Consider the following 21,840-nt stretch of genomic DNA (forward strand, 5'->3'; position numbering starts at 1 on the left):
CAAAGGCGGGGCTTTGGTCCCGCCTTTTTCTATTCGGGCAACTCACGCGGGATTGCAAAACCCAGCACGTCGCCACTGTGCCATCCGACATGCGCCCAATCGTCAAGGTCAAAGCGGATCACTGTCGTTGCGCAGGTTGGGTAGTCAGTGAACCGAGCATGATCCGGTGCCTGACGGACTATGCGAGTGGCAAAGATGGAAATCCCCGGATTGTGTCCCAACATCAGAACGGTCGATCCTGAGGCACCGGAAAGCTCGATCAAAATATCCTCGGGGGTCGCGTGATAGAGTGATCTGTGAAAACTGACCTTTTCGGCCTGAAACTCCATTCGTTCCCAGGTTTCGCGGGTACGGGTTGAGGTTGAACTCAACACCTCGTCCGGCAGCCAGCCATTTTCGCGCAGCCAACGGGCAATCGCGGGTGCCGATTTGCGCCCGCGATTGTTCAGCGGGCGGTCGTGATCACTGAGGGTAGGGCTATCCCAACTGGATTTCGCATGGCGGGTCAAGATCAGGGTGCGGGTCATGAGGGGTGAAACGCTTTCATATGATGGGCGGATTGCTCCGGGTCCCGGCCCGCACCCACGCTGAGCGGACAGGACAGCCGCACCAGGCACCCCCCTGTCATGCAGGTTTGCCCTTCGGCAGTGGCAAGATGGCCATGGCAGGCATCGACGTCATAGAAACTTTGGGTGTTCAGCGCGCCGACTGAGCAGGTCTGGGTGCAGGGGGCCGGGCAGTCTGTGCATGGTGACGTGCTGCTGACTTCCGGAATGTCAAATTCCCGCGGGAAATGCAGCGCCCCGCGGTATGAGATCATCATACCCACCGTATCATGCACCAAAGCACCGACCGGGCTGCTGAAGGTGCGACCGGATTTCAGCGCCCAGTCGATAAAGGGTGCGTAAGGTGGTCCGCCAAACGGAAAATGGGCCTGTGCGCCCAGATCACGTGCCATCTGCCCGATGACGCGGCTGGACCAGCGATCAACCGGGTCCGACGCCGACCATTCCGGGGACACTTTTAAGACGGGCCAGAAGGCCGCACCCGCGCCCAATAGAACCAGGGTTCCCCCGTCCAGACCCTTGGCACCACTTAGTCGCGGATGTGTCGCCCCCATGACGATCAGGCCCGCTTGATACGCGGCACGCGTGACCCAGCCATAGCTAATTGCTGCCGCGTAAGAGGATGGTGGGGGATGTCCGGTCATCTCTCCTCTGGGGTTTGCGTCAATCGGGGCGGATCAGTGACCCGGCACCGTGTTCGGTAAACAGCTCCAACAAGACGGCGTTGGGCGCACGCCCGTCCAGAATGACCACCGCGCGGACGCCGCTGTGAAGCGCGTCCAGAGCCGTTTCGGTCTTTGGAATCATGCCGCCCGCAATGGTGCCGTCCAACGTCATTTCGCGGATTTGACCTGCCTTCAGTTCAGTCACGACCTCTCCGCCCGCGTTCTTCACGCCCGAGACATCAGTCAGCAGCAACAGCCGGTCCGCCTTGAGAGCAGAGGCAATGGCCCCAGCGGCGGTGTCACCATTAACGTTGAACGTTTCACCATTTCGACCTGCGCCCAGAGGTGCAATTACCGGGATTACGTCATGCGAGAACAAGTTCTGCAGGATGGCAGGGTCCATCTCGGACGGCGAGCCAACAAAGCCTAGTGAAGGGTCGGCCTGGTCGCAGATCATCAGGTTGGCATCCTTGCCGGAGAGCCCCACGGCGGACCCACCCTGATTGTTGATCGCCTGCACGATGCGCTTGTTCACCAGACCGGACAGCACCATCTCGACCACTTCAACGGTGGCCTTGTCGGTCACGCGCTTTCCGTTCACGAACTCGGACTGGATGTCCAGCTTGTCCAGCATTGCGTTGATCATCGGCCCACCGCCATGCACGACCACCGGGTTTACGCCGACCTGTCTCATCAGCACGACGTCACGGGCGAAGCTTTCCATCGCCTCATCGCTGCCCATGGCGTGGCCGCCCAGCTTGATGACGACAATGGCACCGTCATAGCGCTGCAAGTATGGCAGAGCGCTGTTCAAGGTGGCGGCGGTGGCAATCCAGTCCCGGTTCATATCTCGTGTCTTCATGGCTTCGGTCCCTCTGAAACTCCGTGTTAGGGCCTTTGGAGGGTGCTGCCAAGACCGGATAGCGGAAACAGCGGTGTCGATAGGGCCGCACCTGATCGGCGCGGCCCGGTTTTGTCACGTCATGACGCGTTTTATGGCCGGGATGTTGCTGACCAAAAGCATATCGACCGCCAGCAGGCACAGCAGCGTCAGACCGACCAACGGAAACGCCATCGCTGTGAACAGCCCGATCATAGTTGCACCTTTCCACAGTGGCATTTCCGCGGGCATCGGAGGGGCCGCAAGCCGCCCCGCACCCTGCGGTCTCCGTTTGAACCACATCACCACGCCCGAGACGCAGACAAAGATGACACACAGGCAGAACAGCACATTCAGAATGAAATTCCACGTCCCCATCAGACCCATATGGAACGGAATACTCACGGCCATGGCCTTGCCCATCAACGAGTAGTCCTCGTACCGGACGTCGGCCAGAATTTTACCGGTGTACTGATCCACATGGACAGTTCGATCCTTCGCCGGATCGGTCGAGTCACCGCTCATGCTGTCCCGGTTCAGGGTCCAGACCCCGGTATCACTGCCAGGGAAGGCAACGCGGAACCGTCCGGTCATATCCAGTGCGTTACCCAGTGCGACCAAGGCGTCAATATCCACGGGCATACCCTGCGGCACGCCGCCTATTCCGGCGTCAGAACCCGAGGCGGGCATTGGTGTTTGTTCCAGCGCCCAGGGGACGTCATTCTGATGCCCGTGGTTCATGCTAGCATGAATGTCGTCGGACAAGGGCACGTTGTCCCACTTTTCCGCTGGAAAGCTGCTCCAGGCCTGAACGAACAGGCCACCCCAGACCCCGGTCCATGACATCCCCGAAAGTAGAAACACAACCAGCAACAGTGAAATCCAGAACCCGACCACTGCATGTAGCGATTTCCAAAGGGTGCGACCTTGGGCGCGTAGATTGGGAATGAAGGCTGCAGCCGCATTCCCGCGCGGCCACCACATGTAAAGCCCGGTAAACACCAGCAGCAGGGCAAACCCAGCGGCGATCTCAAGGATGCGGTCTCCGGTCGTGCCGATCAGCAGCGTGGAATGGATGTTGTCGGCCAGATCATACCATCCGGCGCGCCGGTCCCAGACGTGCAGAACCTGCCCGGCATAGGGGTCAACCGCCACAAGGCGCTGTCCGGCCTCGGTCTTGATCCGAAACACGGTGGCCAGATCAGCGGCTTTCGGGCCGATCCACTCAGCCACAGTGCCGGGTACCTCGGCCAGTGCGATTTCGGCCTGTTGGGATACGGGTAAGGCCCTGTCCTGAACGGTGACGGCGATTTTTTCACCGTCGCGCCCGTCGAACTGGGTAATGAACATCATCATCAATCCCGTAACGGCCAGAATGATTAGAAACGGGATTACGAAAACGCCCGCATAAAAGTGCCACCGCCAGGCGGCGAAGTAGAATTTTTGCGCAACAGAAGTTTGCGCCGGGGAATTCCCCGCGATTTGGCTATCAGGTGCCATTTGAGTCTCCGGATTCAATAATTGCCCCGCGCGGCGTCCGCGCAGGTTCAGACAGTGATGTGCTGAATCAGGAGGTCAGAGGCGGCGCGCGCGCGTCATACCGGGTATGAAACCCTGCTGTGTGATGGGTGAATTCCAGATGATCCCAGCGCGGCAGTATGGGTGACGCAAAAGGGACGAATGTTCCGACCTTGGGAATATCAGCGTCCGCTGTCAGTCCCGCAAAGGGGCACATGGCACGTTCATCTGTGTCATCGTGAATAGGATCGGTAGGGTCCAGATCAACCCACTGTTCGACCACTCCGTCGCCGGTACAAAGCACCAGCAAAACCTTTCCGTCCGAACCTGTCGCCGGCATCCACCCCTGCGGGATCACGCTGGTCGTCAACACCGCCAGCAGGGTCAGCAGACCGCATAGACGGAGCCCGCGCATCATTCCAGATGCGCGATGATCGAACGGAGGGTTGGGATACCGTCGTTCTTTTCAGACGAGGTCAAAATGATTTCCGGGAAGGCTGCCGGGTGTTTGGACAGCGCGCCGCGGACCTGCTCCAGTACCTTCTGCCGTTCCTTGGCTTTGACCTTGTCAGCCTTGGTCAGGACGCATTGAAACGTCACCGCACTAGTGTCTAGCAGCTTCATGATTTCGGCATCCACAGGTTTCACCCCATGGCGCGAATCAATCAGGACAAAGGCGCGGCGCAGGGTTTGACGGCCGCTCAGATATTTCTTCAGCAACCGCTGCCACTTCTCAACCACTTTCACAGGCGCATTTGCGTAGCCATAGCCGGGCAGGTCAACCAGATACAGCTCGGGGCCTTGGGTGAAAAAGTTAATCTCCTGCGTGCGGCCGGGTGTGTTCGAGGCCCGCGCCAATCCTTTGGTCCCGGTCAGTGCGTTGATCAGGCTGGACTTGCCAACGTTCGAGCGGCCCGCAAAGCATACCTCGAGCCTGTCGGGTGCAGGCAGGCCGTCCATGGCGACGACGCCTTTGACGAACTCTGACGGGCCTGCAAACAATTTGCGGCCCCGCTCCAGCGCGAATTCATCCGGGTCTTCAGCCAAAGGAAACGGGAGCATGCTCATAGCAGATGTACCTTATCGCCAACCGAGATAGGACCGCCGTTGAGAACCTCGGCATAAACGCCGAAATCCTGATGGCCCCAAGTGTGTAGCGCGCCCAGCGTATCGGCGTCGCGCAGGCCAGTCTCAGGGTTGGCTGCAGTTGCCAAACAGCGGGTGATGCGTTCGCGGACACGGAACACAGCCTCGCCAATCTGAACTTCACGGCCAATCCAGTCGAACTCTTCCCACAGAGGAAAACCATCGAACCAGATGTTGCCACGCCAGCGATGGATTGACAGATCCTGATCAAGCTTCTGTCCAACCGCTCGATGAGAGGCCATGTTACACAGGCTGATCGAGGGAAAATCACTGTCGGTCATCCCCCGGCCCGGCACCCTAATGATCCGCGTCGATGCCGCCCGATCTTCAGGCATCAGTGGTTTAACCCAATCCAGAAAGGCTTTCTGTTCGTGATCGGGCGCAAACGTCAGGTCGGGCCGGTCGGGGTGGGACAAGGTCACTGAGTCCCCATCCGATTGCGCCGAAATCGCCATCAGCTGCGGTGCCTTAGCCCCCCTGCTGAAATTGGCGCAGGGCACCCATTGTGCCCCATCCGCCTTGGAGGCTTCATGCGCGACCGCCCAAACGCGATCCCCGGGCATGGTCTGCCCGGGGGTCACGGTTACGGTTTTGACGGCTTCTCGACCATGGCTTTTGATCGGATGCCGCCAGAGCTGGGTTACTTCAGCCGTCATTTGTCGTCCGTTTTAGGCGTGCGCTTGAAACCCGACTTGATGTTGCCGAAGACGTCCGGCGTATATCCCTGGCTGCGCATGATCAGATACTGCTGCGTGAACGTGATCGTGTTGTTCGCGATCCAGTAAACGACCAGCCCGCTCGCAAAGCCGCCCAGCATGAACATGAACACCCACGGCATCCAGGCAAAGATCATTGCCTGCGTCGCATCGGTTGGTGCCGGGTTCAGCTTTTGCTGCAGCCACATCGAGATACCCAACAGCAACGGCAGGATACCGATGAAGATCAGCGCCATGATCGAGTCAGGCTGCGGCCCAGCAAAAGGCAACAGGCCAAACAGGTTCATGATCGAGGTCGGATCCGGAGCGCTGAGGTCCTGGAACGGGCCAAACCAAGGGGCCTGGCGCAGCTCGATGGTGACGAAAATCACCTTATACAGCGAGAAGAAGATCGGGATCTGCAACAGGATCGGCAAACAGCCTGCGGCAGGGTTTACCTTTTCTTTCTTATACAGCTCCATCATACCCTGCTGCATCTTCTGGCGGTCATCCCCGGCGGCCTCTTTCAGGGCCTCCATCTGCGGCTGCAGTTCCTTCATCTTCGCCATCGAGACGTAGGATTTGAACGCCAGCGGGAACAGGATCGCCTTGATGATCAGCGTCAGGCCGATGATCGACCAGCCCATGTTGCCGATCAGGGCGTTGATGTTGTGCAGCAGCCAGAAGATCGGCTTGGTCAGGAAGAAGAACCAGCCCCAGTCGATGCTGTCGATGAATTTCTGCACGCCTTCCGCCTGATACTCGCGGATGGTTTCCCATTCCTTGGCACCAGCGAACAGACGTGTGGTAACCTCTGCGGTCTCACCGGCACCGATGGTCAGCGTCGGTGTCTTGATGTCAGCCTGATAGACTTTGTTTTGGTTGTTGAACTTCGCCGACGAGGTGAAAACGGAACCCTGTTCTGGGATAAGCGTGGTCATCCAGTAGTGATCGGTGAAACCGATCCAACCGTCATTCATGTTTTCGAACGTCTCGGTTTCGTCCTGAAGGTCGCCATAGTCGACCTCGGTGAGGGTTCCATCCGCCATGCTGATCAGGCCTTCATGCAGGATGAAAAAGTTCTTCAGGTCGGGGATATCGCCGTCTTCCCCAATACCGTGGCGGGCAAGTATGCCGTAGGGGGCCATGGCAACCGGAGATCCCGACGCGTTTTCAACCGATTGGGTGACAGTGAACATATAGTTTTCGTCAACCGAGATCATGCGGCGGAAGGTCAGACGGGTGTCATTTTCCCACTTCAGGGTGATTGGGGTATCAACACCCAGCGTTTCACCTTCTTCAACGGTCCAAGGAGTGTTCGGGCCAGGCACGTCGGTGCCCGAAACGCCCGCGCCCGGAGCCCAGCCATACAGTGCGTAATAGGCAGATTCCGATCCGACCGGTGATAACAGTTCAACGATCGGTGCGCCTTCCTCGATGGAGACTTTGTAGTCCTTCAGGAACAGTTCGTCGATCCGACCGCCTGACAGCGACAGGCTGCCCTTCAGTCGAGGAGTGTCGATCTCAACCCGTGGTGCTTCTGCTTCGGTCAGTGTGTCTCCGACGGCTGCGGTTGCTTCGCCAACGCTGCCTGTACCCGAGGCACTGGGAGTCTGAACCTCAGTTCCTTCGGTGACAGTGATTTCGGCCTGCTCGGGTGGGGTGGTTTGTTCCGGTGGCGGGAACAGCACGAACCAAACAAGGATCACGATAAAGCTGAGCGCGGTTGCAAGGATGAGATTCTTGTTCTGATCGTCCATCGGGGACAGCCACCTTAAGCAGGGAAAGACACCCGGTGGGTTCAACAGAGTGCAGCCCCAAAGGTCAAGCGGAATCACCTGTTAATTCGCCACAGATCGCGATTCTGTGGCGTAAACTTGCGATTATTGGCCTGTCTTTCGTCCGATCTTTGGTACTCCGTTCACCATGTTCTGGTGTGACGCAATCCAGTCCAGTGTCTTTTCAAAGGGCATCGGCTTACCGATCCCAAAGCCCTGGACGTGATCGCATCCCAGTTGCGCCATCAGCGTGTGCTCACCCTGTGTTTCGACGCCTTCGGCCAGTGTTTCGACATTCAGACGTTCAGCCATGGTCAGAATGGCGCTGACCAATTGCTGTTGGCTGGCGTCACGATCGGCCTTGGCCACAAACGAACGGTCGATTTTGATCCGTGTGACGTCAAAGCGTTTAATCGACGCGATCGAGGCATGTCCGGTGCCAAAATCATCCAGATCAATGCAGCACCCCAGTTCAGACAAACCGGTTACATTGCGGGTGATCACATCGTCGGGGCGGCGCGAGAACACGGTTTCCAGAACTTCTACCGCCAGCCGGTCCGGAGTCAGATCGTTCTGATCCATCTCCCACTTCAGTCGGTCGATCAGGGTAGGGTCACGCAGTTCGTCCGAGGAGAAATTCACACCGATCCGGGGAACCACAACGCCAGCACGATCCCAGTCGCGCATGGCGGCAAAAGCGTGATGGCGCATCGCCTGACCAAACCGCTCCATCAATTCGGCCTGCTCGGCAAAGGGCAGGAATACCTGCGGCCCTAACACACCTTTCTGCGGGTGTTCCCAGCGCGCCAGCGCCTCGAACCCGGTGACGCGACCGGTATCCGTTGAGATTTGGGGCTGAAACCAAGGGCGGATTTCACCGCTGTCCAGTGCGGCGTCAAATTCCTTGCGCAGATTGGCCCGAATGCGCGAGCGGCGGCGGGTCTCGCTGGAAAAGGCGCGGATGGTAGACGGTCCATTCCGCTGCGCCTCACTCAATGCAGCCGAGGCCGCGTCGAACCAGTCTTCGTGCGGGCCGTTGACCACGCCGGACAGCAGGCAGAAACCGATAGAACATGAAATATAAATAGCTGCGCCGTTTAGTGTTACAGGTTCTTCCACTACGGATTGAATGCGTCCGGCCATCTGAATGCAGGCCTCAAGATTCAACTGATGAGACGGATGCAAGCAGACGGCGACCCTAGTATGATCCAACCGGGTTGCAATGTCCTGCGAACGGACGACCGAAAGAATGCGATTGCCGAATTGCTGCGCCAAATGATTGGCGGCTGCATTCCCGTGAAGGTCCAGAAAGTCCGGGTAATCATCCAGCGCGATGATAATGCAGGCCGAATCTGCCCCGCTTACGTGCGATGAGCTGAAGATATCCTTCATCTCGGCAGTGAAAACGTCGTGCGGAATCAGACCGTGGGTTGGATTGCGCCGCCTGTGAAAATGCTGAATCCGAGTACCCAGCGCGGCTGCACTTACAAAAACGAGGGGCAACCCGAGGGCAACGACGATCAGAACCCTTTCACCGCCGATCCAGAATGCAGCCAGGCTTATCGCCGGAGCAAAAGCCAAAGCAGCCGGGCCGCTAAAAGCAGAGGCTAAAGAACTGAGAACGCGATCAACGTCGATATGATTCCACATCGGTTTTCCGGGCCTTTACGTTGGGCATTGCACGTAGGAGGCAACCGTAGAAAACCAATCTGAGTCAGACGTTAACGCAGCAGCGGAATTTCGTCTGAATTTTCGTCATTTTTGCCGGGTTTAAGGGTAAGGTTCTGAAAATCGAACAGTTTCGGATCCAGCAAGTGCGAGGGCCGTGCGTTGGTCAAGGCCCGGAACATCACCTGCCGCCGGCCGGGGCTATTCTTTTCCCATTGGTCCAAAATCTGTTTCACCTGCTGGCGTTGCAACCCGTCCTGGCTGCCGCACAGGTCACAGGGAATGATAGGATAGTTCATGGCATTGGCGAATTTTTCGCAATCGGCCTCGGCTACATGAGCGAGGGGGCGGAAGACAAACAGGTCACCTTCCTCATTCACCAGTTTCGGCGGCATCGTCGCCAAACGCCCGCCGTGGAAGAGGTTCATGAAGAACGTCTCAAGGATGTCGTCCCGGTGGTGCCCCAACACCACAGCCGAACAGCCCTCTTCGCGGGCGATCCGGTACAGGTTGCCCCGGCGCAAGCGCGAGCACAACGCACAGTAGGTGCGCCCTTGCGGAACCTTATCCATGACGACGGAATAGGTATCCTGGTATTCGATGCGATGGGGCACGCCCATGCGCTCGAGAAACTCGGGCAGAACAGTTGCGGGAAAGCCGGGCTGGCCTTGATCCAGATTGCAGGCCAGCAGATCAACGGGCAGCAGGCCGCGCCATTTCAGTTCATAGAGTACGGCCAACAAAGTATAGCTATCCTTGCCACCGGAAAGGCAGACGAGCCAGCGAGGCGGTTTGCCATCTTTGTCGTGCGCGGACGGGTCCACCATCCCGTAGTGTTCGATAGCTTCACGGGTTTGGCGCACGATGCGCTTGCGCAGCTTTTTGAACTCGGTGGTCGAGGGCGCGCCGGCAAAAAGAGGGTGGATATCGTCAGCTTCGTCAAACATGCGCAGCCCCTACAATAGTTGACGCAACCGGGCAAGTGGCCGGGTGTTGGGTCTAGTCCGCGTCGGTCCGATCAGGTGTGTCCGGAACCGGATCATAGCCGTCCCCGCCCCAGGGGTGGCAGCGCCCGATCCGGCGGGCGGTCAGCCACGCGCCCTTGATGGCGCCGTGTTTTTCCAACGCTTCCAACGCATAGGCTGAGCAGGTGGGCTGATAGCGGCAGTTGAACCCGACCCAAGGGCTGAAGATCAGCCGGTAAGCCCGAACGGGCAGGGCGAAGATATGGGCCAGAAAGGTCACTTCCGCGGCCCATGAACCTTGCGCAGGGCATAGCGCAAATCGTCCATTAGAGCCTCGAACGGACGGGCTGCGGTAACCTCGGCGCGGCCGATCAGAACATAGTCCCATCCGTCCTGCCCTTGCACGGGCAGCACGGCGCGGGCGGCTTCGCGCAGACGCCGCTTGGCGCGGTTGCGGGCTACGGCGTTGCCGACTTTTTTGGAACAGGTGAAGCCGACGCGAATCCCCGCGCCCTCATCCGGGGCACGTTTGCGGGCCTGCACCATCATAGACGCGGTACCCTGCCTGCGCGCCCGCGCGGCTTTCAGGAAATCGGGTCGCTTTTTGAGAACGGTCAGAGTTTCAGGCGCGCAAACGGACGCCGCCGGGGGCGTATCCCCGGGCTGGTCCTTACCATCCTCAGGGGCCTCCGGCGGCGTCATGTTCATAACCTGTTCGGTGAGCGGTTTACGCGCTCAGCGACTTGCGGCCACGTGCGCGGCGCGCGTTCAGGATCTTGCGGCCGGCCTTGGTGGCCATGCGCGCGCGGAAACCGTGGCGGCGTTTGCGAACCAGGTTCGAAGGCTGATAGGTGCGTTTCATCGCTCCGTCTCCAATCTATGCGGTCGGGTGCGGCGCGGATTCGCCTGCCCGTGGTGTTCGAAGCCCGTCCTCTACTGGGTAGTGGGGGCTAAGTCAAACCCCTAGGTGGGGGTTTTATCGCCTTTTGCAACAATTCTGTAACCGCAGCGGGCAAAAGGTTTCAAAAAGACGGTTTGGCGGCCCAAAACCCTCACATTACCGACCAGAAAGATCAAGGCAGCGTGAGGCCCCTGTTGCCAGAGCTGCAAGCATCGCATGTTGAGTGCAGAATGAAACGCACTAAACCGGACAGCCTTATGAGTGATACAACTCAGGCCCCGCGCAGCGGAATTGCGCGGCATATTCCATTGCTGGTGATTCTCGCCGTTGCAACGGTGGGCTTCTTTACGCTGGGGGATTACCTGACCTTTGAAACCCTGCGCGACAATCGGGAGGCGCTTTTGGCGTGGCGGGATGCGAATTATTGGGCGATGGCGGGCGCATTTGTGGCGATTTACATCGTGATCGTGGCCTTTTCGCTGCCGGGGGCGGCAGTGGCCTCTATGACTGGAGGGTTCCTGTTCGGCCTGTTTGCCGGAACCGTGTTCAACGTCTTTGCCGCAACGATCGGTGCATCCGCGATCTTTCTGGCAGCCCGCTGGGGGTTGGGAGAATCTCTGACAGCCCGGCTGGAAGCATCGGAAGGCACCATCAAGAAGCTCAAGGATGGCTTGCGCGAAAACGAGATTTCGGTGCTGTTTCTGCTGCGACTCGTGCCGGTAGTGCCATTTTTTGTGGCCAACCTGGTGCCGGCGCTGGTCGGTGTGAAGTTCCGCAACTTCCTGATAACTACGGCGCTGGGCATCATTCCGGGCGGGATTGTCTACACCTGGATCGGTGTCGGGCTGGGTGGTGTGTTCGACAGGGGTGAAACACCAGACGTATCGCTTCTTTGGGAGCCCTTTGTAATCGGCCCCATCATCGGCTTGTGTGTCCTGGCCGCTTTGCCGATCGTCATAAAATCCCTGCGTGGCCGAAAGGACGCCTGATTCATGCAAGCACTTAAGACCGATATCCTGGTGATAGGGGCCGGGTCGGGCGGTTTGTCCGTTGCCGCCGGAGCCAGCCAGATGGGCGCTGATGTGATCCTTTTGGAGGGTCATAAAATGGGTGGCGACTGCCTGAACTTTGGCTGCGTGCCGTCCAAAGCCCTGCTTGCGAGTGGCAAGGCGGCTTACATGCAGGCGCATACTTCGGCGCTGGGCGTGGCCGATGTGGCGCCACAGGTCGATTATGCGGCGGCCAAGGACCATGTGTCTGACGTGATCGCACAGATCGAACCGATGGACAGTCAGGAGCGGTTCGAAGGGTTCGGGGTAAAAGTCATCCGCGAATATGGCAGCTTTGTCTCACCGACGCAGGTGCAGGCGGGTGAGAACCTGATCACTGCGCGGCGTGTGGTTATTGCGACCGGCTCGTCCCCTTTGGTGCCACCGATCCCCGGGTTGGACAAGGTGCCATACTACACCAATGAGACGATCTTCGATTTGCAGGATAAACCCGAACACCTGCTGATCATCGGCAGTGGCCCCATTGGCATGGAAATGGCACAGGCTCATATCCGTCTGGGCTGCGAGGTGACGGTGATCGAAGGTATGCAGGCGCTGGGCAAGGATGATCCTGAGGCTGCCGAGATCGTGCTGGACACCCTGCGCGCGGAGGGCGTGGCAATCCATGAGCAAGCTATGGTTGCTCAGATTCGCGACAATAACGGTCTGGTCGAAGTCGTGACCCAGAATGGCGACATCTACACCGGCTCGCACCTGTTGGTGGCAGCGGGGCGCAAGGCCAACACCGACCGTCTGAACCTCGAGGCCGCCGGGATCGAACCAACCCGAACTGGCATCAAGGTCGACGAGGCGCTGCGCACCACCAACCGAAAAGTTTATGCGATTGGCGACGTTGCTGGCGGTCTGCAGTTCACTCATGTCGCCGGATACCACGCCGGGATCATCATCCGCTCTGCCCTGTTCGGGTTGCCGTCCAAGGCAAAAACGGCCCATATCCCGTGGGCCACTTACACCGACCCGGAATTGGCACAGGTCGGCCTGACAGAGGCGCAGGCACGCGAACATCACGGCGGCAAGGTCGAAATCGCTCGTTTCAACTTTCATCACAACGACCGTGCGATCTCGGAACGCAAGACCAAGGGCTTCATTAAGGTCATGGTCGTAAAAGGCCGGCCGGTGGGCGCTACAATCGTGGGTCATCAGGCAGGCGAACTGATCAACTTGTGGTCGCTGGCCTTGGCCAATAACCTGAAGATGGGGCAGATCGCTGCGATGGTTTCGCCCTATCCGACGATCGGAGAGGTTAACAAACGTGTGGCGGGTGCCTATTTCTCGCCAAGGCTGTTTGAGAATCAAATGGTTAAACGAGTGGTCAGGTTCGTCCAGCGCTGGATGCCCTGACCGGGAAGGGAGCGCAATTTGAACTCGCTGTCGGGCCGATTTCTGATCCTGACGACGGTCTTCGTGATGTTGGCCGAAGTTCTGATTTTTGTCCCGTCAATCGCGCGGTTTCGCGAGGACTTCTTGCTGAACCGGCTTGAGCGCGCCCAGATCGCCTCGCTGGCTTTGCTGGCCGATGACATGCTGGCCGAAGACCTTGAGGCCGAGTTGCTGGTCAATGCGGGCGTCTACAATGTTGTGCTGCGGCGGGACGAGGTGCGGCAGCTGATGTTGTCCTCGCCCATCCCCGAGCAAATCACCAAGACATTTGACTTGCGCGACGCCGGACCGTGGATCCTGATCCGCGATGCCATGACACGTCTGTTTACTCCGGAGAACGAGGTAATCCGCGTGATCGGCGAACCGGTCAAAGGCGCGGGGCTGTTGATTGAAGTCACGATAGACAGCATGCCACTGCGGATGGCGATGACCGACTATGGGCTGCGCATTCTGGGCCTGTCCTTCGTGATTTCGATCATCACGGCGTTCTTTCTGTTCCTCGCCGTCCGCGTCGTTCTGGTGAAACCGATCAAAAGTGTTGTTGGCTATATGCAACGGTATGCGGGTGCGCCCGAAGATGCGCGGGGAATCATTTCACCCAACTCCAAAGTCACCGAGCTGCGCGAAGCCGAAGAGGCGCTGCAAAAGCTGCAGACCGAACTGACACAAGCTCTGAAACAGCGTGAGCGGCTGGCGCAGCTTGGCGGTGCTGTGGCCAAGGTCAGCCATGATCTGCGCAACATTCTAACCTCGGCGCAATTGTTCACCGACCGGATCGAGTCTAGCGACGACCCACTGGTCCGGCGCATGGCGCCCAAGCTGGTGAACTCGATCACGCGGGCGGTGTCCCTGTGTGAAAGCACGCTGGCCTTTGGTCGGGCGGAAGAGCCCGCGCCCACGTTAACCATGGTGCCCCTGCGCGACGTGGCCGAGGATGTGGTGGCAAGCGAGAAACTTGCCGTAGCTGATGCCCATATTGAGATCATGAATGAAGTGCCTAAGGATCTGGTCGCCCGCGCGGACCCGGAACAGATTTACCGCGTCATGATGAACCTGGTGCGCAATGCCCGTCAGGCGCTGGTAGCGTCGGGCAAGCCCGGCACGATCACAATTGCGGGCTGCGAATACGAAGACGACTGGTGCGTTGAAATAAGAGATACCGGTCCGGGCCTGCCGCCCAAGGCCCGCGAAAACCTGTTCACACCATTCCAGGGGGGTGTGCGCAAAGGGGGCGCGGGTTTGGGGCTTGCTATTTCGCAAGAATTGGTGCGCGGTCACGGAGGTGATCTGATCCTTGCGGATACCGGACCCCAAGGGACAACCTTTGAAGTCAGGCTCCCGAGGGGGGATGGGACTTTTTAGATTTTTTTTGCAGAATCGGCTTGCACGTCCCCAGAGGTGGGTCTACATAGCGCCACACCAACGCGGACCGATAGCTCAGCTGGATAGAGTACTTGACTACGAATCAAGGGGTCGGGGGTTCGAATCCTCCTCGGTCCGCCACTTGGTGATTTACCCAAATCTCGACGAGATATACTAGGCTGCTTAAGCCTCTGTGTTTTATGGCCGTAGCCGCGCTTATGGGTTTCGTTGGATTTTATCCGATTATACCAGTATGCTTACATTAAGTGGTATATTTTGTGGTACTTTCATGGCTACGCTCTGTGGGAAGCTGACAAAGTAGCTGGTAGAGAATCTCGGTCCGGGTCGGCATGGCGACGGTTCTGGCCTGTACCTTGTTGTTGATCCCTCGGGCGCACGGCGCTGGATTGTGCGTGTAACGGTCAAAGGGCAAAAGAACCGCAAGGGCGCGCCGCTAAGAACGGACTTTGGTTTGGGCGGCGCAGATGTTGTAACTTTGAACCAGGCTCGAGAAAGAGCGCTCGAATATCGGCGCATGGCGAAAGCCGGATTGAATCCGCGCTTCAACGCGCAACGCGAAATCCCGACCTTCGAAGAGCTCAGCCGACAGGTTCACATTGACCGCCTGCCGACGTGGAAGAATGCTAAGCATGGCCAGCAATGGCTCAACACCTTGCGCGACTACGCGTTCCCCAAGATAGGACGCATGCCTGTGGACAGCATTGATCAGCCCGAAGTGCTGATGTGCCTGGCACCCATCTGGACAGAGAAACACGAAACCGCAAAGCGACTGTCTCAGCGGATCAAGACGGTGCTCGACGTTGCAAAGTCCAAGGGCTTCCGCTCGGGCGAGAACCCGGTGACCGCAATCCGCGAAGGCAAGGTGCTGCCTACCGTCAAAGCCAAGGTTCAGCACCATGACGCGATGCCGTGGCAAGAAGTGCCCGCATTCTATGCCGAGTTGCAGACCAGCTCGGCCATGGCCGCCAAAGCGCTGCAGTTCACCATCCTAACCGCCTGCCGGACCTCAGAGGTCCTGGAGATGAAATGGCCTGAGGTTGATGTTGATGCGCGCCTGTGGACCATCCCGGCGGAGCGCATGAAGGGCGGGAAGGTCCATCGTGTTCCTCTCACCGACGAAATGCTGGCCATTCTGGAGCCGCTGCGTGCGCTGGCATCCGACTATGTGTTCGAGGGGCAAAAGCGACATCAGCCCTTGTCTAATATGTCCATGCTGATGCTGCTGCGCCGGATGCGGCAGGATGGCGTCACAGTGCATGGATTCCGGAGTTCCTTTCGGGACTGGGCGGCGGAGGTTGCAAACGCACCGCGCGAACTGGCAGAGGCGGCTTTGGCCCATCAGGTTGGGTCTGATGTGGAGCGGGCCTACGCCCGGTCGGATATGTTGGAAAGGCGGCGAGAGTTGATCCAATTATGGTCACGTCATGTTCGCGGCCTCAATTTGAGTGGATAAAAGATATATATGCGAAAAGTTATCCCAGTAAGAAATGACAGAGCTCGAGGAAGCCTTAGAAGATGGTTTCAAGGACGACTACCTCCCTGGTTTGAAACTAGAGAAAGTCGAAATGGGAGACCTTTTTCACACAAATCCTTTGTCTGAAGACGTCGTCTATGTTTCGAGCCGGAGTTATTTTGATGATCAAGGCGTCCGATCGGTCACGCAATCCGAGAATATGGACGCCTCCGGCTTCTTCAAGGAAACAAATTGGTCTTCGGAGACGTTTTGGTCGATACCTTTCGGATTCAATTTTTTGAAAATCCAAGCGTACTTCGAGAAAAAGCGAAAAGAAGTAATTTCGGAATATACAGAACGCTATTTCGGCCATTTTCAGAACGAAGATGCCTTCAATTCCTCGTTTGAAGATAGACCAAGCTTTGAACAATGGATCGAGAGCGCACAATACCCATACACGAAACGCTGGTTTGAACGTCATGCCCTGACTCTCTCAAGGGAGATTTCTTATGCCATCAAGCAAATCGAGACTTCAAGCGAAGATGATTGTTCTTCCGGAAATCCGCTCAATGGAAAGATGCGCAATTTTTGGATAAACAGGTACATTGCGGATGCTGTGAAACTGGGGCGCCTGGTTGAGCATTATAGATGGAAGTTCCAATTTGAAGCCCAAATTGTGAATAGGAATCAACAATACGATCAGGCTGGTTCAAGTGGCGGAAAGGCTTCTAGCGCTCGAAGATTGGCAAACCTTGAGATTCTGATCAACAAATTGAGCAGCTTTCAGGCGCGGTTGGCTTGATCAGTGAAGAGCGCATTGTCGAGCAAGCTTTGGAAAAGTCAGTTGCAACACAAAAGGGCTTCCCAAAGTCGCATAAAACGCATGCGGACTATGGAACGGCGCTGCGTTCAGAGGAACCTTTCAAATCCAGATACGAAGCGGTTTTCAGTAAAAACGCATAAGCGTTTTCTCACTTCTGGAAAGCGCTTAGGCACAAAAAAAGCCTGGTAACACTTCGACAAAGCTGCCCATAATTGGGAGCCATCGCAACTGATCCAAGAGGATTTCAACGATGGCAAACGTCTTCAATGATGACCGGGTCTATTTCCCAGAAGACCCTGAAATGCAATTGCTGGGAAACCGCGAAAAGCTGGCTCAATGGCGTCACCGCATGTGTGGTCCGGCCTTTATCCGCATTGGGCGGCGGATCGCCTATCATGGCGCCGACCTGAATGCCTGGCTTAAGGCTCGACGCACCGATCCCAACAACGAGGCTGCATAATGAAAAACCCCAACTCCAAGCGCGGAGATGGGGCTTTTCCAGTGACATCAACTGCCACCCTAACAAGTCCAGTTGATGCCACAGGATGCCCCGCGCCGACAAGACCTAACGAGCGCCGGTACTACTGGTCGCCCTTAAGCCACTCGGTCGAGCGGGTGATCGTACGGAAAGGACGGATCGAGCATGGCTGACATGTCCTTTTCCAATTCGAACTGTACCAGTCACGAAAGGGGGCCAGACACTGGCCCTCTTTCCCGAACCGATCATCGGGAAACCGCTGAGAACAACAGTGGCGAGCTCTTTCGCCATGGTATCTACCGCGTCGCCGTATGCCGGGACGGTAACCAATGGCTGTTTCAGCGCCAGAGACCGCAATTTCCGGCCGGGGGAGGGGCCTGGGACACACTTGGGTACTGTGTGTCCAAACCAGGCCTAACCCGGCTCGTCCGGGCGCATATCGGCTGCGAAATCCCCGAACTGGAAGACTTGCCCGAGCACTTCAAGCGGAGGTGTCGCGATGAGTAGGTGTCGATCTCCCAAGGGCAAGCGGTCGGATGCCGATTTGAAGGAACGGAAGAGATCACGTGTTCGGGTCCCGGACATCAAGTTGGACTACGATGAAGAGACGCGAAGACTTACAATTGGCCACAAAGAAAAAGATCCAAAGGCGGCCTGTACTTTGGCGATGCATGAGCTTGGCACAGTCGATTATCGGTTCTTCGAAGGCGTGATGGATCAAGTCGCAATTCTCGGACAACAGGACAGCTCAGTTTCTGAGACCGCGTCGAACGCGTCGAGGTCAAAGAAGGTGGGCATGCTGCTGGGCCAAGCCATCCGTCCTGGAAGCATAGGGAACGGTCGAGAGAATCCGAGGAAATGCGCAAGACGATCAATGAATTTATCCGAGCCGACAAGGAACTGCAGAAGCTGATCCATTGATTGGGCACCGATTGGTCACCAACACAAAGCAGTCGTTCGAGCGAAGTGCTTGGATGGCTTCTCCGAGCCCGACGTGGACACATCGACCCAAAAGGGAATCGCTCAGTTGTCAGGATGATGATCACGCCGCGAACAACTCGACTCTAGGACGACTGCTACCCAATGGATGCGGCTCTCTAGGCCGCGCTCTGCGAGAAACCGTTCCTGAAGTTTGTAAGCGTCCCATTCCATGGATTTCGGGCAGTACCAATGGCGCGCGTTGATCTGTCGATGGTGTACCAGCTCGTGCAGCAAAACGGAAACATCGCGGTCGTTGTCCCATGACCACGGGTGTTGAAGATAGATTGTGAAGGTGTCTGGATCATAAATCCCGGCCGTGGTGCTTCTCGCAAGCAGAGGATCAAAATCGACGTCCTCCAATGTGCCCGGAGCAGATATTACAATCGCGGCCGGCGCTGCCTTGGCGGCTGGGTAGTTGCTCTCCCGATCAAGCCATGCCTCAAGCTCCAGAACGAGTTCACCGATCGCCTTGGCTTCTCTTGCATCTTTGGCACCCAAGACCACTGGATCCGCCACCGCTGGCGTTGTCGAAAAACTACAGGCGAACACCGTACATATGGCCATAAGCACCTTGGTGCAGAATAATCGCGCACGCCCACCGTCCGACCGCTGAGTAGAAAGGGTATGCATTGGATAGCCTCCTTCATTTCACCGGAAGGTCGGGGTATCGTCAGCCTGAAATACTGGTCCCCGAAGGCGCCCTTCTTGCGCGTTGCGCAAGTTATCCGGCAATGTAGAAGGGCAACCGGCCTCCAGAATTCGCTTCAGGGGTCGCCACGTAATGAGATCTGGCTGAAATTCTTGTTAGATTCTGATGAAATTCGCCTAGGACATTACCGGTTTAGCCCGGGCGCACTGGATTTGCGGGATCAGAACGGTGATCGCGTCAAACTGCGAAAGAAGTCTCTCGAAGTTCTGGCGCGCGTTTCGTCGGATCCTGGAACGGTCGTCTCGAAGGATGAAATTCTGACGTCGGTCTGGCCGGATGTCGCAGTGACGGAAGAAAGCCTGACCCAATGCGTTGCTGAAATACGCAAGGCCATTCAGGACAAGGATCATTCGATTTTGGTCAACCACGTGGGCCGTGGCTACTCGATCGAAACGTCAAGACGGTCTGAATTTCGGATCAACCGCCGGTTCGCGGCGACCGCGGTCTTGGTCGCGTTACTGGCAGCAATGCTGGCGAACACCTGGCTGACTCAATCGCCCCCGCATGGTCAATCGCAACCGCGCATTGCCGTCCTTGCATTCGACGATCTAAGTGCCGGGCCGGATCGTGGTTTTCTAGGTAACGGCGTTGCCGCGAGCCTTACGACGGAACTCGCCCGCTACCGAGAAATCCAGGTTATTGCGAGCAACTCCAGTTTTCAGTTCCGCAACAGTGACCTCGGCCTTGTCAAGATCGCGGATGCGCTGAGAGCTGACTATCTTGTTGAGGGTAGCAAGCAGAAATTCGGCAACAGAATGCGCGTCTCGGTACAACTTATAGATGGCCGGAGCGCGGCGCATATTTGGGCCGAGGATTATGAGGGCGACCTCAGCGACCTGTTCAATTTTCAGAGCCGCATCGTGCACGAGATAACCAACCGGATCGGCCATGAGGTATCGCGTAATCCGCCCCCTTCGGGCACGCGGGAAGCGGTCAACTCGCTCAACTATTTTCTGTTGGGCATGGAGGAGTTCCAGAAAGACACACTGGCCGGAACACTTGCGGCAAGAGACCTGTTCCACATGGCCATCGAAACCGACCCCGAGACCCCTTTCGGTTATGTCGGGGCGGTCTGGGTCTTGTGGCGGGATCTCTGGTCCAATCAGGTGTCACCGGATTTGTCGCGACAGGACAAGTTGAAGCAGGCCGAAATTCTTGCTGACAAGGCGCTGCAGCTGGATCCGAACTATCACCTTGCCCATGTCGCGCGCGCCGACATCCACGTGGCCGCCGGAGAGCTCGAAGAAGCCAGGGTGCGTTTTCAAACGGCGCTCGACCTTAATCCCAACGACGTCCTCGTATTGGTCTCAGCCACCGACCCATTGGTTTTCCTTGGCGAAGGTGAGACAGCAATCGAGATGATCCAACGAGCCATCGACCTTAATCCTCTGACGCCAGGCTGGTACTTTCATCAACTTGCCTGGGCCGAATGGAGCATTGGGCGGTGCGATGCCGGGCTTGCCACTCTTCAAAAGATGGCGGTCGCGAACCCCAGTTCACTACGCGTTAAGGCAGCGCTTGAGGTGTGCGTTGGCGATGTCACGTCGGCACAGCGGACGATGGCGAAGTATCGGGGTTCTAATCCCGGTCGCACAGTTGAGGACGAAATTGCAGATTTTTCCGGCAGCTGGCGAAACCCGGCGACGATGGCACTATGGAGCGAAGCGATGCGAGTCTCTGGAATGCCCGAGAGTAAATAAAGCTTTCAATCGGGTCCGTCTGCGGCCATTTATAGCATTATTCCAGTACCGCTTTGCAGCGAAGTTTGGCTTTGTCCGCAATTCGGACTTCCACTGCAACTTGCTTGAACGTCTACTTTGCGGACGAAGCTGCCGTTCGCCCTAAGCTCCAAAGGCGATCCGACAGACCTTTTCAACTTCGTTCAGCCAATCTTGCCTCATTGTGTCCGAGCTTCCATTTACCGGCCTGAAGACATGCCTATGCACGTCCTCTGCTCCGCAATAGGGAAGGACACATCGCGCCCAAATTGACTGAAGCGGATCTCCGAGCTCTAACCGCTCTCTATCTGCTTCTGTGTCGGACGTATTGAACACTACGGCGCTCTTTAGATGCAAGAGCGCTTCAGGGCGTCCGTCCGCGCTTTCAAGGCGATAGGCCACACCGGGAACGAGAACGCGGTCCATCCATCCTGCAAGGATTGCCGGGGGCTTTCCCCACCAGTTCGGGTGCACTACTAATAGCCCTTCGGCTTCGCCGATCTGCCTCCTATGTTCTTGAATCAAGGGGTCTTCAGAACGCGCAAGTACTTCTTCGAACGTGTCGCCTAGAGTGTAGGCTTCCGAAGCTTTGAGGCATGGATCGAACTCTTCTGCATAAAGGTCGTGATGTGTAACTGCATGCCCAGTCGCCTGCAAACTGTTACGCGCAGCTTCAGATATTGCATGACAAAAACTGTCTGGTCGCGGATGGGCAATGAGGGAAAGGATGTTCAAGTCAGTCTCCTGTATACGGTGCGGGAATATCCGCAATACTGTGGCTGCTCACTGGAAGTTTGTGTGCGCTCAGCCTTGCTGTACCGCGAACAAACAGGGGGACTGCTTTCGGTTGCACATCGCCAGTCTAGAAGCACGCAGGTGACCGCGCAACCGTTGCGACTTCGCAGCCGCAGAAATTAGTTGGGATGGGCTCGAAGAAGACGTTCGCTGCACTTTGTATGAGTGTCTGCTATATGATTGCCGGTCGTTCCGTTATGCTCGAACCTGAGGCTTTGAAGCGCCAGTTCCAATGGTCTGTGTGGTATGCGTATTAATGCATATCTTT

22 protein-coding genes and 1 tRNA gene are annotated in these 21,840 nt (G+C 57.2%); 8 read left to right on the forward strand and 15 right to left on the reverse strand.

Translation table 11 applies throughout. The features are described from left to right. Nucleotides 1-29 precede the first annotated feature (29 nt). The 13 genes from ACR0IY_RS15025 to rpmH form a co-directional block, all read right to left on the reverse strand. A complete protein-coding gene (locus tag ACR0IY_RS15025) occupies nucleotides 30-527 on the reverse strand; it encodes a SixA phosphatase family protein (RefSeq protein ID WP_480674632.1) in 498 nt (165 codons plus the stop codon). Beyond that, nucleotides 524-1,210, reverse strand: coding sequence for a ferredoxin (locus ACR0IY_RS15030; protein WP_480674634.1), 687 nt, complete (start codon nucleotides 1,208-1,210; stop codon nucleotides 524-526). The genes ACR0IY_RS15025 and ACR0IY_RS15030 overlap by 4 nt, the downstream gene beginning before the upstream one ends. 19 nt (nucleotides 1,211-1,229) lie before the next feature. After that, nucleotides 1,230-2,093 (reverse strand): acetylglutamate kinase, encoded by an 864-nt coding sequence (gene argB, locus ACR0IY_RS15035; protein WP_480674636.1) that lies wholly within the window; start codon nucleotides 2,091-2,093, stop codon nucleotides 1,230-1,232. Nucleotides 2,094-2,207: 114 nt separating this feature from the next. After that, on the reverse strand, nucleotides 2,208-3,611 hold the full coding sequence (locus ACR0IY_RS15040) for a PepSY-associated TM helix domain-containing protein (protein ID WP_480674638.1): 1,404 nt from the start codon (nucleotides 3,609-3,611) through the stop codon (nucleotides 2,208-2,210). A 67-nt stretch (nucleotides 3,612-3,678) separates the two neighbouring features. Continuing rightward, the gene (locus ACR0IY_RS15045; RefSeq protein WP_480674640.1) at nucleotides 3,679-4,047 is read right to left on the reverse strand and encodes a DUF2946 domain-containing protein; all 369 of its coding nucleotides are present in this window, start codon (nucleotides 4,045-4,047) and stop codon (nucleotides 3,679-3,681) included. Further along, nucleotides 4,044-4,697 (reverse strand): ribosome biogenesis GTP-binding protein YihA/YsxC, encoded by a 654-nt coding sequence (gene yihA, locus ACR0IY_RS15050; RefSeq protein ID WP_480674642.1) that lies wholly within the window; start codon nucleotides 4,695-4,697, stop codon nucleotides 4,044-4,046. Before yihA ends, ACR0IY_RS15045 begins: the two co-directional genes overlap by 4 nt. After that, nucleotides 4,694-5,431, reverse strand: a complete 738-nt coding sequence (locus tag ACR0IY_RS15055) for an MOSC domain-containing protein (protein ID WP_480674644.1) — start codon at nucleotides 5,429-5,431, stop codon at nucleotides 4,694-4,696. The genes yihA and ACR0IY_RS15055 overlap by 4 nt, the downstream gene beginning before the upstream one ends. After that, entirely contained in the window at nucleotides 5,428-7,230 is a 1,803-nt protein-coding gene (gene yidC / locus ACR0IY_RS15060) for a membrane protein insertase YidC (RefSeq protein WP_480674646.1), read from the reverse strand. Before yidC ends, ACR0IY_RS15055 begins: the two co-directional genes overlap by 4 nt. Before the next feature lie 123 nt (nucleotides 7,231-7,353). Continuing rightward, nucleotides 7,354-8,898, reverse strand: coding sequence for a putative bifunctional diguanylate cyclase/phosphodiesterase (locus tag ACR0IY_RS15065; RefSeq protein WP_480674648.1), 1,545 nt, complete (start codon nucleotides 8,896-8,898; stop codon nucleotides 7,354-7,356). A 71-nt stretch (nucleotides 8,899-8,969) separates the two neighbouring features. Further along, on the reverse strand, nucleotides 8,970-9,863 hold the full coding sequence (ttcA, locus tag ACR0IY_RS15070) for a tRNA 2-thiocytidine(32) synthetase TtcA (RefSeq protein WP_480674650.1): 894 nt from the start codon (nucleotides 9,861-9,863) through the stop codon (nucleotides 8,970-8,972). Between the two features lie 52 nt (nucleotides 9,864-9,915). Further along, on the reverse strand, nucleotides 9,916-10,161 hold the full coding sequence (gene yidD / locus ACR0IY_RS15075; protein WP_480674652.1) for a membrane protein insertion efficiency factor YidD: 246 nt from the start codon (nucleotides 10,159-10,161) through the stop codon (nucleotides 9,916-9,918). Beyond that, nucleotides 10,158-10,583, reverse strand: a complete 426-nt coding sequence (gene rnpA / locus ACR0IY_RS15080) for a ribonuclease P protein component (protein WP_480674654.1) — start codon at nucleotides 10,581-10,583, stop codon at nucleotides 10,158-10,160. The genes yidD and rnpA overlap by 4 nt, the downstream gene beginning before the upstream one ends. 25 nt (nucleotides 10,584-10,608) lie before the next feature. Next, nucleotides 10,609-10,743, reverse strand: a complete 135-nt coding sequence (rpmH, locus tag ACR0IY_RS15085; RefSeq protein WP_005980833.1) for a 50S ribosomal protein L34 — start codon at nucleotides 10,741-10,743, stop codon at nucleotides 10,609-10,611. A gap of 269 nt (nucleotides 10,744-11,012) precedes the next feature. Here rpmH and ACR0IY_RS15090 point away from each other — a divergent pair, with 269 nt between their 5' ends. The 7 genes from ACR0IY_RS15090 (at nucleotide 11,013) to ACR0IY_RS15120 (ending at nucleotide 17,351) form a co-directional block, all read left to right on the forward strand. Beyond that, nucleotides 11,013-11,771 (forward strand): TVP38/TMEM64 family protein, encoded by a 759-nt coding sequence (locus tag ACR0IY_RS15090; protein ID WP_480674656.1) that lies wholly within the window; start codon nucleotides 11,013-11,015, stop codon nucleotides 11,769-11,771. Between the two features lie 3 nt (nucleotides 11,772-11,774). Next, nucleotides 11,775-13,193 (forward strand): dihydrolipoyl dehydrogenase family protein, encoded by a 1,419-nt coding sequence (locus ACR0IY_RS15095; RefSeq protein WP_480674658.1) that lies wholly within the window; start codon nucleotides 11,775-11,777, stop codon nucleotides 13,191-13,193. 18 nt (nucleotides 13,194-13,211) lie between these two features. Continuing rightward, entirely contained in the window at nucleotides 13,212-14,594 is a 1,383-nt protein-coding gene (locus tag ACR0IY_RS15100) for an ATP-binding protein (protein WP_480674660.1), read from the forward strand. 64 nt (nucleotides 14,595-14,658) lie between these two features. Beyond that, nucleotides 14,659-14,735, forward strand: a tRNA-Arg gene (locus ACR0IY_RS15105). 181 nt (nucleotides 14,736-14,916) lie between these two features. Next, nucleotides 14,917-16,068, forward strand: coding sequence for a tyrosine-type recombinase/integrase (locus ACR0IY_RS15110; protein WP_480675061.1), 1,152 nt, complete (start codon nucleotides 14,917-14,919; stop codon nucleotides 16,066-16,068). 34 nt (nucleotides 16,069-16,102) lie between these two features. Continuing rightward, nucleotides 16,103-16,870, forward strand: a complete 768-nt coding sequence (locus ACR0IY_RS15115; RefSeq protein WP_480674662.1) for a hypothetical protein — start codon at nucleotides 16,103-16,105, stop codon at nucleotides 16,868-16,870. Between the two features lie 271 nt (nucleotides 16,871-17,141). Then, nucleotides 17,142-17,351: a MerR family transcriptional regulator gene (locus tag ACR0IY_RS15120; RefSeq protein WP_480674664.1), complete on the forward strand. Its 210-nt coding sequence runs from the start codon at nucleotides 17,142-17,144 to the stop codon at nucleotides 17,349-17,351. 1,041 nt (nucleotides 17,352-18,392) lie between these two features. Here ACR0IY_RS15120 and ACR0IY_RS15125 read toward each other — a convergent pair. Next, on the reverse strand, nucleotides 18,393-18,980 hold the full coding sequence (locus ACR0IY_RS15125) for a DUF6647 family protein (protein ID WP_480674666.1): 588 nt from the start codon (nucleotides 18,978-18,980) through the stop codon (nucleotides 18,393-18,395). 171 nt (nucleotides 18,981-19,151) lie between these two features. On the opposite strand from ACR0IY_RS15125, the gene ACR0IY_RS15130 reads away from it, so the two are divergent. Then, nucleotides 19,152-20,759, forward strand: coding sequence for a winged helix-turn-helix domain-containing protein (locus tag ACR0IY_RS15130; RefSeq protein ID WP_480674668.1), 1,608 nt, complete (start codon nucleotides 19,152-19,154; stop codon nucleotides 20,757-20,759). A gap of 141 nt (nucleotides 20,760-20,900) precedes the next feature. On the opposite strand, the gene ACR0IY_RS15135 is transcribed toward ACR0IY_RS15130, so the two are convergent. Continuing rightward, nucleotides 20,901-21,512 carry an NAD(P)H-dependent oxidoreductase gene (locus ACR0IY_RS15135; RefSeq protein WP_480674670.1) on the reverse strand — a complete coding sequence of 204 codons (612 nt, stop codon included), beginning with the start codon at nucleotides 21,510-21,512 and terminating at the stop codon, nucleotides 20,901-20,903. Nucleotides 21,513-21,840: the final 328 nt, after the last annotated feature.

The sequence above is a fragment of the Ruegeria sp. BC1 genome, assembly GCF_056539305.1.